General features: G+C 67.6%; 19 protein-coding genes. 18 read left to right on the plus strand and 1 reads right to left on the minus strand.

The features are described 5' to 3' along the window. Positions 1–39 precede the first annotated feature (39 nt). The 18 genes from A6745_RS04570 to A6745_RS04655 all read left to right on the plus strand — a co-directional run bounded on the left by A6745_RS04570 (position 40) and on the right by A6745_RS04655 (position 12,881). Positions 40–849 carry an ABC transporter ATP-binding protein gene (locus A6745_RS04570; protein ID WP_066124256.1) on the plus strand — a complete coding sequence of 270 codons (810 nt, stop codon included), beginning with the start codon at positions 40–42 and terminating at the stop codon, positions 847–849. Continuing rightward, complete coding sequence (locus A6745_RS04575; RefSeq protein ID WP_066124257.1) at positions 846–1,646, plus strand: ABC transporter permease; 801 nt, start codon at positions 846–848, stop codon at positions 1,644–1,646. The genes A6745_RS04570 and A6745_RS04575 overlap by 4 nt, the downstream gene beginning before the upstream one ends. A gap of 4 nt (positions 1,647–1,650) precedes the next feature. Then, positions 1,651–1,896, plus strand: a complete 246-nt coding sequence (locus A6745_RS04580) for a BolA family protein (protein WP_066124259.1) — start codon at positions 1,651–1,653, stop codon at positions 1,894–1,896. Beyond that, on the plus strand, positions 1,896–3,164 hold the full coding sequence (gene murA, locus A6745_RS04585; protein ID WP_066124262.1) for a UDP-N-acetylglucosamine 1-carboxyvinyltransferase: 1,269 nt from the start codon (positions 1,896–1,898) through the stop codon (positions 3,162–3,164). Before A6745_RS04580 ends, murA begins: the two co-directional genes overlap by 1 nt. An 86-nt stretch (positions 3,165–3,250) precedes the next feature. Beyond that, complete coding sequence (gene hisG, locus A6745_RS04590) at positions 3,251–3,901, plus strand: ATP phosphoribosyltransferase (protein ID WP_231885938.1); 651 nt, start codon at positions 3,251–3,253, stop codon at positions 3,899–3,901. 177 nt (positions 3,902–4,078) lie between these two features. After that, positions 4,079–5,383, plus strand: coding sequence for a histidinol dehydrogenase (gene hisD / locus A6745_RS04595; RefSeq protein ID WP_066124268.1), 1,305 nt, complete (start codon positions 4,079–4,081; stop codon positions 5,381–5,383). After that, positions 5,380–6,477, plus strand: a complete 1,098-nt coding sequence (gene hisC, locus A6745_RS04600) for a histidinol-phosphate transaminase (RefSeq protein WP_066124269.1) — start codon at positions 5,380–5,382, stop codon at positions 6,475–6,477. The genes hisD and hisC overlap by 4 nt, the downstream gene beginning before the upstream one ends. A 1-nt stretch (position 6,478) precedes the next feature. Beyond that, positions 6,479–7,066 (plus strand): imidazoleglycerol-phosphate dehydratase HisB, encoded by a 588-nt coding sequence (gene hisB / locus A6745_RS04605; RefSeq protein ID WP_066124271.1) that lies wholly within the window; start codon positions 6,479–6,481, stop codon positions 7,064–7,066. Positions 7,067–7,113: 47 nt separating this feature from the next. Then, positions 7,114–7,788 (plus strand): imidazole glycerol phosphate synthase subunit HisH, encoded by a 675-nt coding sequence (gene hisH, locus A6745_RS04610; protein WP_066124273.1) that lies wholly within the window; start codon positions 7,114–7,116, stop codon positions 7,786–7,788. Between the two features lie 80 nt (positions 7,789–7,868). After that, positions 7,869–8,609 carry a 1-(5-phosphoribosyl)-5-[(5-phosphoribosylamino)methylideneamino]imidazole-4-carboxamide isomerase gene (gene hisA, locus A6745_RS04615; protein WP_066124275.1) on the plus strand — a complete coding sequence of 247 codons (741 nt, stop codon included), beginning with the start codon at positions 7,869–7,871 and terminating at the stop codon, positions 8,607–8,609. Then, the gene (gene hisF / locus A6745_RS04620) at positions 8,606–9,403 is read left to right on the plus strand and encodes an imidazole glycerol phosphate synthase subunit HisF (protein WP_066124276.1); all 798 of its coding nucleotides are present in this window, start codon (positions 8,606–8,608) and stop codon (positions 9,401–9,403) included. Before hisA ends, hisF begins: the two co-directional genes overlap by 4 nt. 2 nt (positions 9,404–9,405) lie before the next feature. Further along, positions 9,406–9,810: a phosphoribosyl-AMP cyclohydrolase gene (hisI, locus tag A6745_RS04625; RefSeq protein ID WP_066125750.1), complete on the plus strand. Its 405-nt coding sequence runs from the start codon at positions 9,406–9,408 to the stop codon at positions 9,808–9,810. Beyond that, positions 9,807–10,154 (plus strand): phosphoribosyl-ATP diphosphatase, encoded by a 348-nt coding sequence (locus tag A6745_RS04630; protein ID WP_066124278.1) that lies wholly within the window; start codon positions 9,807–9,809, stop codon positions 10,152–10,154. The genes hisI and A6745_RS04630 overlap by 4 nt, the downstream gene beginning before the upstream one ends. Before the next feature lie 11 nt (positions 10,155–10,165). Continuing rightward, complete coding sequence (locus A6745_RS04635; RefSeq protein WP_066124280.1) at positions 10,166–10,534, plus strand: histidine triad nucleotide-binding protein; 369 nt, start codon at positions 10,166–10,168, stop codon at positions 10,532–10,534. A gap of 16 nt (positions 10,535–10,550) precedes the next feature. Beyond that, complete coding sequence (gene tatA, locus A6745_RS04640) at positions 10,551–10,781, plus strand: Sec-independent protein translocase subunit TatA (protein ID WP_066124282.1); 231 nt, start codon at positions 10,551–10,553, stop codon at positions 10,779–10,781. Between the two features lie 76 nt (positions 10,782–10,857). Continuing rightward, on the plus strand, positions 10,858–11,526 hold the full coding sequence (gene tatB, locus A6745_RS27635; protein WP_082852890.1) for a Sec-independent protein translocase protein TatB: 669 nt from the start codon (positions 10,858–10,860) through the stop codon (positions 11,524–11,526). Next, positions 11,523–12,323: a twin-arginine translocase subunit TatC gene (gene tatC, locus A6745_RS04650; RefSeq protein ID WP_066124284.1), complete on the plus strand. Its 801-nt coding sequence runs from the start codon at positions 11,523–11,525 to the stop codon at positions 12,321–12,323. The genes tatB and tatC overlap by 4 nt, the downstream gene beginning before the upstream one ends. A 153-nt stretch (positions 12,324–12,476) precedes the next feature. Next, positions 12,477–12,881 (plus strand): helix-turn-helix domain-containing protein, encoded by a 405-nt coding sequence (locus A6745_RS04655; RefSeq protein WP_066124285.1) that lies wholly within the window; start codon positions 12,477–12,479, stop codon positions 12,879–12,881. Here the strand turns inward: A6745_RS04655 and A6745_RS04660 are convergent. Next, positions 12,878–14,053 carry a trypsin-like peptidase domain-containing protein gene (locus tag A6745_RS04660; protein ID WP_066124287.1) on the minus strand — a complete coding sequence of 392 codons (1,176 nt, stop codon included), beginning with the start codon at positions 14,051–14,053 and terminating at the stop codon, positions 12,878–12,880. The two genes, A6745_RS04655 and A6745_RS04660, sit on opposite strands and share 4 nt — an antisense overlap. Positions 14,054–14,055: the final 2 nt, after the last annotated feature.

The raw sequence follows: 14,055 nt of genomic DNA on the forward strand, positions 1-14,055 counted from the left end.
CCTCTGGCAGGCCGCCCTCTCCGGGCCACCTCCCGCCTTATGTCCGCCGTCAGCCTCGAACACGTCTCCAAGATCTACGCCGCGCGCCAGCCCGGGTGGAAAAAACTGCTGGGCCGCCCCCCCGCGGGCAAGGACTTCCAAGCCCTGAACGACGTCAGCCTGCAGGTCGGGCACGGCGAGTTCTTCGGCCTGCTCGGCCCCAACGGCGCGGGCAAGACCACCATGATCTCCATCCTGGCCGGCCTGGCGCATGCCACGCAAGGCAAGGCCAGCGTCTGCGGCTACGACGTCATCGCCGACTACAAGTCGGCGCGCCGCTCGCTGGGCGTGGTGCCGCAGGAATTGGTATACGACCCCTTTTTCACCGTGCGTGAAACGCTGCGCATCCAGTCCGGCTATTTCGGCCTGCGCCGCAATGACGACTGGATCGACGAAATCCTGCATAACCTGGGCCTGGCGGACAAGGCCGACACCAACATGCGCGCCCTGTCCGGCGGCATGAAGCGGCGCGTGCTGGTGGCGCAGGCCCTGGTGCACCGTCCTCCGGTCATCGTGCTGGACGAGCCCACCGCCGGGGTCGACGTCGACCTGCGCCGCACGCTGTGGGAGTTCATCTCGCGCCTGAACCGCGCCGGCCACACCATCATGCTGACCACGCACTACCTCGAAGAAGCCGAGGCGCTGTGCAACCGCATCGCCATGCTCAAGGGCGGCCGCATCGTCGCCCTGGACACCACGCAGGCCCTGCTGGCCCGCGTGGGCGGGGTCGACCTGGAAGACGCGTTCGTGCGCATCATGCACCAGGACGATCCGGTCACGGCCCTGAAAACCGAAGGACTCACGACGTGACCGTTCCGTCCCAACCCCTGGTCCAGCCCAAGCTGGACGCCGGCTCGGGCTTCCCGACCCTGCTGCGCAAGGAATTGCTGCGTTTCTGGAAGGTCAGCTTCCAGACCATCCTGGCGCCCGTCATCACCGCGCTGCTGTACCTGCTGGTGTTCGCCCACGTGCTCGAAGACCGCGTGGTGGTCTACGGCACCGTGCCGTACACGGCCTTCCTCATCCCCGGGCTGATGATGATGAGCATGCTCCAGAACGCCTTCGCCAACCCGTCCTCGTCGCTCATCCAGAGCCGCATCACCGGCAACCTGGTGTTCGTGCTGCTGCCGCCGCTGTCGCACCGCGAGATCTTCGCGGCCTACATGCTGGCCGCCGTGGCGCGCGGCCTGGCGGTCGGCCTGTGCGTGTGGCTGGTGGCGCTGTGCTTCGTGCGCCTGGTGCCGGCACACCCGTTGTGGGTATTGGCGTTCGCGGTGATGGCCTGCGGCATCATGGGCGTGCTGGGCCTGGTGGCGGGCCTGTGGTCCGAGAAATTCGACCAGTTGGCCGCCTTCCAGAACTTCCTGATCATGCCGGCCACCTTCCTTTCCGGCGTGTTCTACTCCATCCATACGCTGCCGCCTTTCTGGCAGGCCGTGTCGCACTGGAATCCCATCTTCTACACCATCGACGGCTTCCGCTACGGCTTCTTCTCCGTCTCCGACGTCTCGCCCTGGCACAGCCTGGCGGTCGTGGCGGCGGTGTTCGCGGCGCTGTCGCTGTACGCGCTGCGCCTGTTGGCCAGCGGCTACAAACTCAGGAATTGATCGCATGCTTCCCACCCCGCAACAGGTGCGCGACTACATCGCCCAGGGCCTGCCCTGTGAGCATCTCGACGTGCAGGGCGACGGCCAGCATTTCGATGCGGTGATCGTCAGCGCGTCCTTCGAAGGCAAGCGCCTGATCGCGCGCCACCAACTGGTCTATGCGGCGCTGGGCGACCGCATGAAGGCCGAGATCCACGCGCTGTCGATGCGCACCCTTACCCCCGGCGAATACGCCAAGGCAGGCGCCTGATGGACAAGCTACGCATCACCGGCGGCAATCCGCTGAACGGCGAGATCGCCATCTCCGGCGCCAAGAACGCGGCGCTGCCGATCCTGTGCGCGGGCCTGCTGACGGCCGACGCGGTGCAACTGCACAACGTGCCGCGCCTGAACGACATCCACACCACCCTGAAACTGTTGCGCCTGATGGGCGTGCGCGCCGAACGCGACGACAACGGCGGCGCGGTGGTGCAGGCCGACAAGGTCGACAAGGTCGAAGCGCCCTATGAACTGGTCAAGACCATGCGCGCCTCGGTACTGGTGCTGGGGCCGCTGCTGGCGCGCTTCGGCGAGGCCCGCGTCAGCCTGCCGGGCGGTTGCGGCATAGGCCAGCGTCCGGTCGACCAGCACATCAAGGGCATGGCGGCGCTGGGCGCCGACATCAGCATCGAGCACGGTTTCGTCGTGGCGCGCGCCAAGCGCCTGAAGGGCGCCTCGATCCGGACCGACATGGTCACCGTCACCGGCACCGAGAACCTGCTGATGGCCGCCGTGCTGGCCGAAGGCCGCACCGTGCTCGAGAACGCCGCGCGCGAACCCGAGGTCGTCGACCTGGCCGAGCTGCTGATCAAGATGGGCGCCCGGATCCAAGGCCACGGCACCGACCGCATCGTGATCGACGGCGTCGACCGCCTGCACGGCGCCGAGCACAGCGTCATTCCCGACCGCATCGAGGCCGGCACCTTCCTGTGCGCGGTGGGCGCCACCGGCGGCGACATCATGCTGCGCAACGTCGCCCCCGGCACCATGGGCGCCACGCTGGACAAGCTGGCCGAGGCCGGTGTGCGGCTGGAAATCGGCGACGGCTGGATCCGCGGCAAGATGACGGGCCGCCCGCGCGCCGTGGGCTTCCGCACCCACGAGTACCCCGGTTTCGCCACCGACATGCAGGCGCAGCTGATGGCGCTGGACACGGTTGCCGAAGGCACCGCGGTCATCGTCGAGAACATCTTCGAGAACCGCTTCATGCACGTGCAGGAACTGGCCCGCATGGGCGCGGACATCGACATCGACGGCCACACCGCCGTGGTGCGCGGCGTCAAGCGCCTGTCGGGTGCGTCCGTCATGGCCACGGACCTGCGCGCATCGGCCAGCCTGGTCATCGCCGGCCTGGCCGCCGAGGGCGACACCGTGGTCGACCGGGTCTACCACCTGGATCGCGGCTACGACCGCATGGAAGTCAAACTGCGCGCCCTGGGCGCGACGATCGAACGCCTGGACGGGAAGGAACAGAAATGAGCACGCAGGGCCGCCCCGAGGGCGAATTCCCCCAAGAGGGGACGGCGCACAGCGCCAAGGGGGCGAATAGCGTGGCCGGCTCGCCCCTGACCCTGGCGCTGTCCAAGGGCCGCATTTTCGAGGAAACCCTGCCGCTGCTGGCCGAAGCCGGCATCGAGGTGCCCGAGAACCCCGAAAGCTCGCGCAAGCTGATCCTGCCCACCAGCGATCCCGGCTTGCGACTGATCATCGTGCGCGCCACCGACGTGCCGACGTACGTGCAGTATGGCGCTGCCGACCTCGGCATCGCCGGCAGGGACGTGCTGATCGAGCACGCCGACCAGCAGCCCGGCCGCCTTTACCAGCCGATCGACCTGGACATCGCCCGCTGCCGCCTGTGCGTGGCCGTGCGCAACGGTTTCGATTACCAGGCCGCCGTGCGGCAGGGCGCCCGCCTGCGCGTGGCGACCAAATACGTGCGCGCGGCGCGCGAGCACTTCGCCAGCAAGGGCGTATACGCCGACATCATCAAGCTGTATGGCTCGATGGAACTGGCGCCGCTGGTCGGCCTGGCCGACTGCATCGTCGACCTGGTCTCCACCGGCGGCACGCTGCGCGCCAACGACCTGGTGGCCGTGGAAGACATCATGCCGATCTCGTCGCGCCTGATCGTCAACCAGGCTTCGCTCAAGACGCGCGGCGAGCGGCTGCAACCGTTGCTGGACGCCTTCGAACGGGCCTGCGCACGCAGCGCCTGAAATCCTTCGGGGCCGGGCGAGGGGCCCCGACAGGCGTGCATCGCGGGATAGGGGGCCGGGCACTGGCCTCACCCTACGTATTTCCGGCAGTCGCAGTATCCGCAATCGCAGTATCCGCAGTCGTATCCATACCTAGCCCCCGGATGGTCCGGGGCCTGTTTGCATTACCATGACGCCATGGCTTTGATCAATCGTCTCGACTCCCGCGACCCTGGGTTCGCTTCCGCACTGTCCAAGCTGCTGGCCTTCGAAGCCGGCGAGGACGAGTCCATCGACCGTGCCGCCGCCGGCATCCTGGCCGACGTGCGCACGCGCGGCGACGCCGCGCTGCTGGAGTACACCCATCGATTCGACCGCGTGCCGGCCGAATCGGTCCAAGCCCTGGAAATCCCCAAATCCGAGTGGCAAGCGGCCCTGGCCTCGCTGCCCGCGGCCCAGCGCAATGCGCTGGAAGCCGCCGCCGACCGCGTGCGCGCCTACCACGAGCGCCAGCGCGGCGAGACCTGGACCTACACCGAAGCCGACGGCACCCTGCTGGGCCAGCAGATCACCCCCCTCGACCGCGTGGGCCTGTACGTGCCCGGCGGCAAGGCGGCGTATCCCTCCTCGGTATTGATGAATGCCATTCCCGCCAAGGTCGCCGGCGTACCCGAAGTGATCATGGTCACGCCCACGCCCGACGGCGTGCGCAACCCCATCGTGCTGGCCGCGGCCGCCATCAGCGGCGTCGACCGGGCCTTCGCCATCGGCGGCGCGCAGGCCGTCGGCGCGTTGGCCTACGGCACCGCCACCGTGCCTTCCGTGGACAAGATCGTCGGCCCGGGCAACGCCTACGTCGCTGCCGCCAAGCGCCGCGTGTTCGGCGTGGTCGGCATCGACATGATCGCCGGCCCCAGCGAAATCCTGGTCATCTGCGACGGCAAGACGCCCGCCGATTGGATCGCCATGGACCTGTTCTCGCAGGCCGAGCACGACGAGTTGGCCCAGTCCATCCTGCTGTGCCCCGACGCCGCCTTCATCGAAGAGGTCGAGGCCGCCATCGCCCGCCTGTTGCCCACCCTGCCGCGCGTGGACATCCTGCGCGCCAGCCTGGCCAACCGCGGCGCGCTCATCCTGGTGCGCGACCTGGAAGAAGCCTGTGCCATCGCCAACGACATCGCGCCCGAGCACCTGGAAATCTCCACCGAGCAGCCCGAAGTCTGGACGGCCAGGATCCGCCACGCCGGCGCCATCTTCATGGGCCGCTACAGCTCCGAGTCGCTGGGCGACTACTGCGCCGGCCCCAACCACGTCCTGCCCACGTCCCGTACCGCGCGCTTCTCGTCGCCGCTGGGCGTGTACGATTTCCAGAAGCGTTCCAGCCTGATCCAGGTGTCGCACCAGGGCGCGCAGACGCTGGGCAGGATCGCGGCCGAACTCGCGCTGGGCGAAGGCCTGCAGGCGCACGCCGCCAGCGCGCAATACCGGCTCGACAAGGCATGACCTCCGATCCGGTTTCCGGGCGTATCGCCGACACGATACGCGCCGGCATCCGCGCCCAGCAGGCCTATCCGGTCCCCCACGCCACGGGCTTCATCAAGCTCGACGCGATGGAGTCGCCCTATGCGCTGCCCGCGGCCGTGCGCGCCGAAGTGGCCGCCGCCGTCGCCGCCGCGCCGCTGAACCGCTATCCCGAAGGCGACCTGTCCGCGCTGGCGCAACAGGTGCGCCAGGCCTTCGGCGTGCCCGAAGCAGCCGGCCTGCTGTTCGGCAATGGCTCCGACGAACTGATCCATCTGGTCATCCAGGCGTGCTGCGAACCCGGCGACGTCGTGCTGTCGCCCTGGCCCTCGTTCGTGTATTTCGACATCGCGGCGCGCCTGTCGCATGCCCGTTTCGTCGGCGTGCCGCTGACGGCCGACTTGCGGCTCGATCTGCCCGCCATGCTGGCCGCCATCGCCGAACATCGCCCCAAGGTGGTGTTCCTGGCATTGCCCAACAACCCCACCGGCGGCCTGTGGCGCGCATCCGACGTGCAGGCCATCCTGGATGCCGCGCCCGGCCTGGTGGTGCTGGACGAGGCCTACCAACCGTTCGCCGGCAGCACCTGGATGCCGCGCGCCGCCGAACTGCCCAACGCCGTCGTGCTGCGCACGGTCTCCAAGATCGGCCTTGCGGGACTGCGTTTCGGTTACCTGGCCGGCCATCCCGCCTGGACCACCCAGATCGACAAGGTGCGCCCGCCCTACAACCTGGGCGTGCTGGTGCAGGCCGCGTTGCGCGCCGTGCTGCCGCACAAGGCGCTGCTGGACGAGCAGGCCGCCCGCCTGCGCGCCGACCGCCAGCCCCTGGCCAACGCCCTGGCCGAGCTGCCCGGCGTACAGGTGTACGACAGCGCCGCAAACTTCCTTCTTGCGCGCTTTTCCGGCAAGAAAGACGCAAACGCCGTGCATCTCGAACTGAAAACGCGCAATATACTGGTAAAGAACTTCTCGTCGGCCCATCCGCTGCTCAACGGATGCCTGCGCATCTCGGTAGGCGCTCCCGACGAGAACGCGGCCTTGCTGGCCGCCCTGCAAGACATCCTGAGTCCCTGACATGCGCACCGCAGAAATCACCCGCAATACCAACGAGACCCGCATCCGCGTCGCGATCGACCTGGACGGCACGGGCAAGCAGAGCATCGCCACCGGCGTGCCCTTCCTGGACCACATGCTCGACCAGATCGCGCGCCATGGCCTCATCGACATGGACATCCAGTGCGAGGGCGACCTGCACATCGACGACCACCACACCGTCGAGGACGTCGGCATCACGCTGGGCATGGCCATCGCCCAGGCCATCGGCGACAAGAAGGGCCTGCGCCGCTACGGCCACGCCTACGTGCCGCTGGACGAAGCCCTGTCGCGCGTGGTCATCGACTTCTCCGGCCGTCCCGGCCTGGAATATCACATCGACTTCACGCGCGCGCGCATCGGCAACTTCGACGTCGACCTCACGCGTGAATTCTTCCAGGGCCTGGTCAACCATGCCCTGATGACGCTGCACATCGACAACCTGCGCGGCTTCAACGCGCACCATCAGTGCGAAACCGTCTTCAAGGCCTTCGGCCGCGCGCTGCGGATGGCCGCCGAGGTCGACCCGCGCATGGCCGGCGTCGTGCCGTCCACCAAGGGCGTGCTGTAAGCGCGCCGCGCGGCTCCCTTCTTCCACCTACGTACGCACTCGAACCCGTGAGCACTATCGCCATCGTCGACTATGGAATGGGCAACTTCCATTCCGTCGCGCGCGCCCTGAAATTCGCCGCCCCCGACGCCGACATCCGCATCTGCAACCAGGCCAGCGACATCGACGCGGCCGACCGTGTCGTCTTTCCCGGCCAGGGCGCCATGCCCGACTGCATGCGCACGCTGAACCAGTCCGGCCTGCGCGAGGCGGTACTGCGCGCCGCGCGCAACAAGCCCCTGCTGGGCGTGTGCGTGGGCGAACAGATGCTGTTCGACCTGAGCGAGGAAGGCGACACGCCTTGCCTGTCGGTGTTTCCCGGCTCGGTGCGCCGCTTCGCGGGCGAACAATTCGCGGCGCCGGTCTGCGGCGAAGGCGAGGGCGCCGTGCCCGCCGACATGCAAGAGCGCCTGAAAGTGCCTCACATGGGCTGGAACCAAGTCCGCCAGACGCGCTCTCATGCCCTGTGGTCCGGCATTCCCGACCACACGCACTTCTACTTCGTCCACAGCTATTACGCGGCCCCGGCCGATCCGGCACTGACCGTGGGCGAAAGCGACTATGGCCTTGCCTTTACCTGCGCCGTGGCCGCCGCTAACATTTTCGCGGTGCAGTTCCACCCCGAGAAGAGCGCCGAGCACGGTTTGCGGCTGTATCGCAATTTTGTAGACTGGAATCCCTGAACCGGCCCGGACGCCGGCCTCGCAAAGCCCCGGTCAGGACCTCTCAACCGCTTTTCAAGCTCGCACATACAATCACGACCATGCTGCTGATCCCCGCCATCGATCTCAAAGACGGGCGCTGCGTGCGCCTCCGCCAGGGCGACCTGGACGATGCTACGGTGTTCTCCGAAGACCCCGCCGCCATGGCCAGACTATGGCTCGAAAGCGGTGCCCGGCGCCTGCATCTGGTGGACCTGAACGGCGCCGTCGCCGGCAAGCCTGCCAACGAGGCGCCCATCAAGGCCATCCTCGAAGCCATCGACGGTGAAATCCCCGTCCAGATCGGCGGCGGCATCCGCGACCTCGACACCATCGAGCGCTACCTCGACGCCGGCATCTCGTACGTCATCATCGGCACCGCCGCGGTCAAGAATCCCGGCTTCCTGCACGACGCCTGCGGCGCGTTCCCGGGCAACATCATCGTCGGCCTGGATGCGCGCGACGGCAAGATCGCCACCGACGGCTGGAGCAAGCTCACCCGCCACGACGTGCTCGACCTGGCCAAGAAGTTCGAGGACTACGGCTGTGAAGCCATCATCTACACCGACATCGGCCGTGACGGCATGCTGTCGGGCGTCAACGTCGAGGCCACGGTCCGCCTGGCCCAGCACGTCCGCATCCCCGTGTACGCATCGGGCGGCATCGCCGGCATCCAGGACATCGAGGCGCTGTGCGCGGTCGAGTCCGAAGGTGTCGAAGGCGCCATCCTGGGCCGCAGCATCTACGAAGGCACGCTCGACTTCCAGGCCGCGCAGGCCCGGGCCGACGAACTCACGCAATGAGCACCGCCAACGCGCTGACGCGCCGCATCATTCCTTGCCTGGACGTCACCGCGGGACGCGTGGTCAAGGGCGTCAACTTCGTCAACCTGCTGGACGCGGGCGATCCGGTCGAGATCGCCCGGCGCTACGACGAGCAGGGCGCCGATGAACTGACGTTCCTGGACATCACCGCCACCAGCGACGGCCGCGACCTGATCCTGCCCATCATCGAGCAGGTCGCGTCGCAGGTCTTCATTCCGCTGACGGTGGGCGGCGGCGTGCGCCAGGTATCCGACGTGCAGCGCCTGCTCAATGCCGGCGCCGACAAGATCAGCATCAACAGCGCCGCCGTGGCCAACCCCGAACTGGTGCGCGCCGCGGCCGATTACCACGGTTCGCAATGCATCGTGGTGGCCATCGACGCCCGCCAGGTGCCCGGCGCCGAGGGCGAACCGCCCCGCTGGGAAGTCTTCACGCACGGCGGCCGCAAGGCCACCGGCCTGGACGCCGTGGCCTGGGCGCGCCGCATGGCCGCCTATGGCGCCGGCGAAATCCTGCTGACCAGCATGGATCGCGACGGCACCAAGTCCGGCTTCGACCTGGCGCTCACCCGCGCGGTGTCCGACGCCGTGCCGGTCCCCGTCATCGCCTCTGGCGGCGTGGGCAACCTCGAACACCTGGCCGCCGGCGTCACCACCGGCCGCGCCAGCGCGGTGCTGGCCGCCAGCATCTTCCACTTCGGCCAGCACACCGTGGGCGAGTGCAAGCGGTTCATGGCCGAACGCGGCATCACTGTCCGACTGGATCAACAATGAGCATCGCCACCGACCCCTCGTGGATGTCCGAAGTCGTCTTCGACGACAAGGGCCTGATTCCCGCCATCGCCCAGGACGCCGACAACGGCCAGATCCTGATGGTGGCCTGGATGAATCGCGAATCCCTGGCGGAAACCGCCGCCACCGGACGCGCCGTGTACTGGTCGCGTTCGCGCAACCGCCTGTGGCGCAAGGGCGAAGAGTCCGGCCACATGCAGCACGTGCACGAACTGCGCCTGGACTGCGACGGCGACGTGGTGCTGCTGAAGGTCCACCAGGACGGCGGCATCGCCTGCCACACCGGCCGCGCCAGCTGCTTCTACCGCCGCCTGGAAGGCACGGCCGACCAGGCCGAATGGAGCACCGTCGATCCCGTCCTGAAAGACCCCGAGCTCATCTACAAATGACCGACGCCCTGAATTCCGCCGACATCCTGGCGCGCCTGGCCGAAACCGTCGCCTCGCGCCATCCCGACCGCGGCGGCGATCCGGCCACGTCCTACGTGGCCAAGCTGCTGAAAAAAGGGCCCGACTCGTTCCTGAAGAAGATCGGAGAAGAAGCGACCGAACTGGTCATGGCCGCCAAGGACGGCGTGCCCGACCGTATCATTAACGAGACAGCCGACCTCTGGTTTCACAGCGTGGTCATGCTCGCTTACTACAATCTGAGCCCCGAGGACGTACTGGCCGAATTGGCCCGCCGCGAAGGCCTTTCGGGCCTGGAAGAAAAAGCGCGGCGTCCGGCCGACTGAACGGTCACTTGATGAGCGACACCTGTATTTTCTGCAAGATCGTGCGTGGCGAGATCCCGGCGAAACGTGTCTACGAAGACGACGATTTCGTCGCCTTCCACGACATTTCCCCCGCGGCGCCCGTGCACTTGCTGTTGATTCCGCGCCGCCACCGGGTTTCCCTGCAGGACGCCGGCCCCGACGACGCCGGCTGGTTGGGTAAAATGGTCGCATTGGCCCCCCGGCTGGCAGCTGAGAACGGCTGCAGGCCCGGCCCAGAAGGCGGGTTCCGGCTGGTGGCCAATTCCGGCGTGGACGGAGGCCAGGAAGTCCCCCATCTGCATTTCCACATCATCGGTGGTCCGCGGCCCTGGCACGGGCGTGTGGCCGTCAACGCCTAATTCACGGAGAACTTCCATGGGCAGCTTTAGCATCTGGCATTGGTTGATCGTTCTGGTCATCGTCGCGCTCGTTTTCGGCACGAAGAAACTGCGCAACATCGGTGGCGACCTGGGCGGCGCCGTCAAGGGCTTCAAGGACGGCATGAAGGAAGCCTCCAGCGAACCCACGGCGCAAGAGAAGGTCGCCCAGAACCGCGTTGCCGATGACACCATCGACGTCGACGCCCGCGAAAAGACGCGTTCCTGATCCCAGCGGCCCGTCTTCCTGACGGCCGGGCGTCCGAGCCTGGCCGTTCCCGTTTTCTTTTTCAATCGGCTGCCGCATGTTTGATGTGAGCTTCACCGAGCTGCTGATCATCGGCGTGGTCGCGCTGGTGGTGATCGGCCCCGAGCGCCTGCCCAAGGTGGCGCGCACTGTCGGCCACCTGCTGGGCCGCGCGCAGCGCTACGTCAACGACGTCAAGTCCGACATCCAGCGCGAAATCGAACTCGACGAGCTGCGCAAGTTCAAGGAGAACATGGACGCGGCCGCCAGCGACATGCAGAACACGCTGCGCGACACCGAGAATTCGCTGCGCAGCGCCGAGCAAAGCATCCGCGCCGACCTCGGCACCACCTCGCAAGAGGTCAAGGAAGCCGCGGCCGCCACCCTCCAGGAAGCCAAGGCCTCGGTCTCCAGCGCCGCCCAGGAAGTGAAGGAAGCGCTCGACTCCGACAAGCCGGCCAACGAGCCGGCCACCGAACCTGCGCCGTCCCCCTCTGGCGCCGCCGCGCCGGCGGCCGAAGCCGTCATCACGGCCGCCGCGCCAGGGTCCACGCCGGCTGCCACGCCCGTGCAGACGGCAGCGGCCGCCTCCGTGGCGGCGCCAGTCCCGGCGCCCGTTGCCCCGGCCCCCATCGCGCCGCATGACGGCCAGGCCGTCCGCCCCCCCCCGACGCCCGCCCCCGAGCCGGCCCCCAAGAATCCACCGCCTACCGGTACCCCCACGTGAGCCAGCACGCCCCCAACGCAGACCAAGAGCAGCCCGAGGAAAGCTTCATTTCCCATCTGGTCGAGCTGCGCACACGGCTGATCCGCGCAGGCGGTAGCGTGCTCGCGGTGTTCATCGTGCTGTTCCTGTACCCCGGCGCCTCGGCCATCTACGACGTGCTGGCCCAGCCCATGCTGGCGTCGCTGCCGCAAGGCACCACCATGATCGCCACGGGCGTCATCACGCCGTTCATGGTGCCGATAAAGGTCACGATGATGGCGGCCTTCGTCATCGCGCTGCCGATCGTGCTGTACCAAGCCTGGGCCTTCGTCGCCCCCGGCCTGTATCGCCACGAGAAACAGCTGGCCCTGCCGCTGATCGTCTCCAGCACGCTGCTGTTCATTCTGGGGATGATGTTCTGCTATTTCTTCGTGTTCCGCACGGTGTTTCACTTCATCGCGACCTTCGCGCCGAAGTCGATCACGCCCGCGCCGGACATCGAGGCCTATCTCAGCTTCGTCATGACCATGTTCATGGCGTTCGGCATCACCTTCGAGGTGCCGGTGGCCGTCGTGCTGCTGGTCAAGATGGGCATCGTCGAACTGAAGAAGCTGCGCACCATGCGCGGCTACGTGGTGGTCGGCGCCTTCATCATCGCCGCCGTGGTCACGCCGCCCGACGTGGTCAGCCAGTTCATGCTGGCCGTGCCGCTGTGCATCCTGTTCGAGGTGGGGTTGTTATGCGCCCGACTGGTCACGCCACGAGAATCGGAGGGCGAGGAGAAGGACGGCAGCAACGCGATCAGCGAACGCAACTGATCTTGCCTTGCTCAGACGACGATGGCGGCCATATGGCCGCCATCGTCGTCTGGAGGACCTCAAGAAGAACGCCGCCACGGGCCAGCGCGTCCTATGTAAATCTGGGACTTATTCACCCTTGTCGCCCCTTACCTGCAACCGTACATTGCATGGATGTCGCTCGCCTACCGCCTGCGCGCCCAGATGCGATGGCGCGGAATCAAAAGCCAGACCCAGCTGGCACGCATCTCCGGCGTGGGCCAACCCACGATCCATCGCATTCTCAAGTGCGACGACAGCTACATGCCAGCGCGCATCACCATCCAGCGCCTGGCCAAAGCCCTGGAAATCACGCCGGCCTGGCTCGAAGGCAACATCGGTCTCGGCCCGCCGCACACGTCGCGCCCGCCCACGGACGGCTACGACGACGAGATCAAGGTATTGATGGCGCGCCTGCCCACGGACGCGCGCAAGAAGATCGTCGCGGTGGTGCGCTTGATCGCCCAGGAACAGGCCCCGCGTGGCCAACCCCCCGGCCCGGCGCCGGAAAGCGCGCCAGGCGCTTCCCAGGCCCCTTAGCGCGGCCGTGTCGGCCGCGTACCCACCTTCACCTTCACGGACACCGACTTGCCGCCGCGCAGCACGTCCAGCGTGGAAGTCTCGCCCGGAGGCAGCGCGGCGATCATCGCCAGCATGGTGGTGGTGTCCGCCACCTGCGTGCCGTCGATGCGGCGCACGATGTCGCCCACGCGCAGCCCGCCGCGGCCCGCGGGCCCATTGCGCTGTACCCCCGCGATGATCACCCCCCGCGTATCACGCGGCAGGTTGAAAGCCTTTGCCAGGTCAGGCGTGATGTCCTGCGGCTCGACGCCCAGCCAGCCGCGCTTGACGGCGCCGGTCTGGATGATCTCGTCCATCACGCGCCGCGCGCCCTCGATGGGAATGGCAAAACCAATGCCCAGCGACCCGCCCGTCTCGGAATAGATCGCGGTGTTGATGCCCACCAGATTGCCCTGCGCGTCGATCAGCGCGCCGCCCGAGTTGCCCGGGTTGATCGCCGCGTCGGTCTGGATGAAATTCTCGTAGGTGTTGATGCCCAGGCCGTTGCGCCCCAGCGCCGACACGATGCCCTGCGTGGTGGTCTGGCCCACCCCGAAGGGGTTGCCGATGGCCAGCACCACGTCGCCCACGCGCAGCGGGACGTTCTCGGCCATCTCGGCCACGGGCAGTTCGCCCAGGTTGGCGCCGACCTTGAGCACCGCCAGGTCGGTATCCGGGTCCGCGCCCACCACCTTGGCGGCCGCCTTGCGGCCGTCGGACAGCGCCACTTCGATGGCGTCGGCCGCTTCCACCACGTGATAGTTGGTCAGCACATAGCCGCCCGAACTGACGATCACGCCCGAGCCCAGGCTGGAGGCGGCCTGGCGCCGGCTCATGCCGGGCACCTGGCCGAAGAACTGGCGCAGCACCGGATCGTCCGGCATCGGCATCAGCGGCACGTCGATGTGCTTGGCGGTGTAGACATTCACCACCCAGGGCGTGGCGCGCGCCACCGCGTCCGCATAGGAAAACGCGGACACCTTCGGCGGCATCACCGGCGGCGGGGTGGAAACGGCCACCGGCGCGACCGGCAAGGGCGCGGCAGGCGACGAACCCAGCCGTACCCAGTCGGGCCGCAGCGTGGTGACGACGAATAAAATGGCCAGGCTGACGGTGACAGCCTGGGCGAATATCAGCCAAAGGCGACGCATGA

Origin of the sequence: Bordetella ansorpii (assembly GCF_900078705.1) — a bacterium.
GTDB classification, from domain to species: domain Bacteria; phylum Pseudomonadota; class Gammaproteobacteria; order Burkholderiales; family Burkholderiaceae_B; genus Bordetella; species Bordetella ansorpii_A.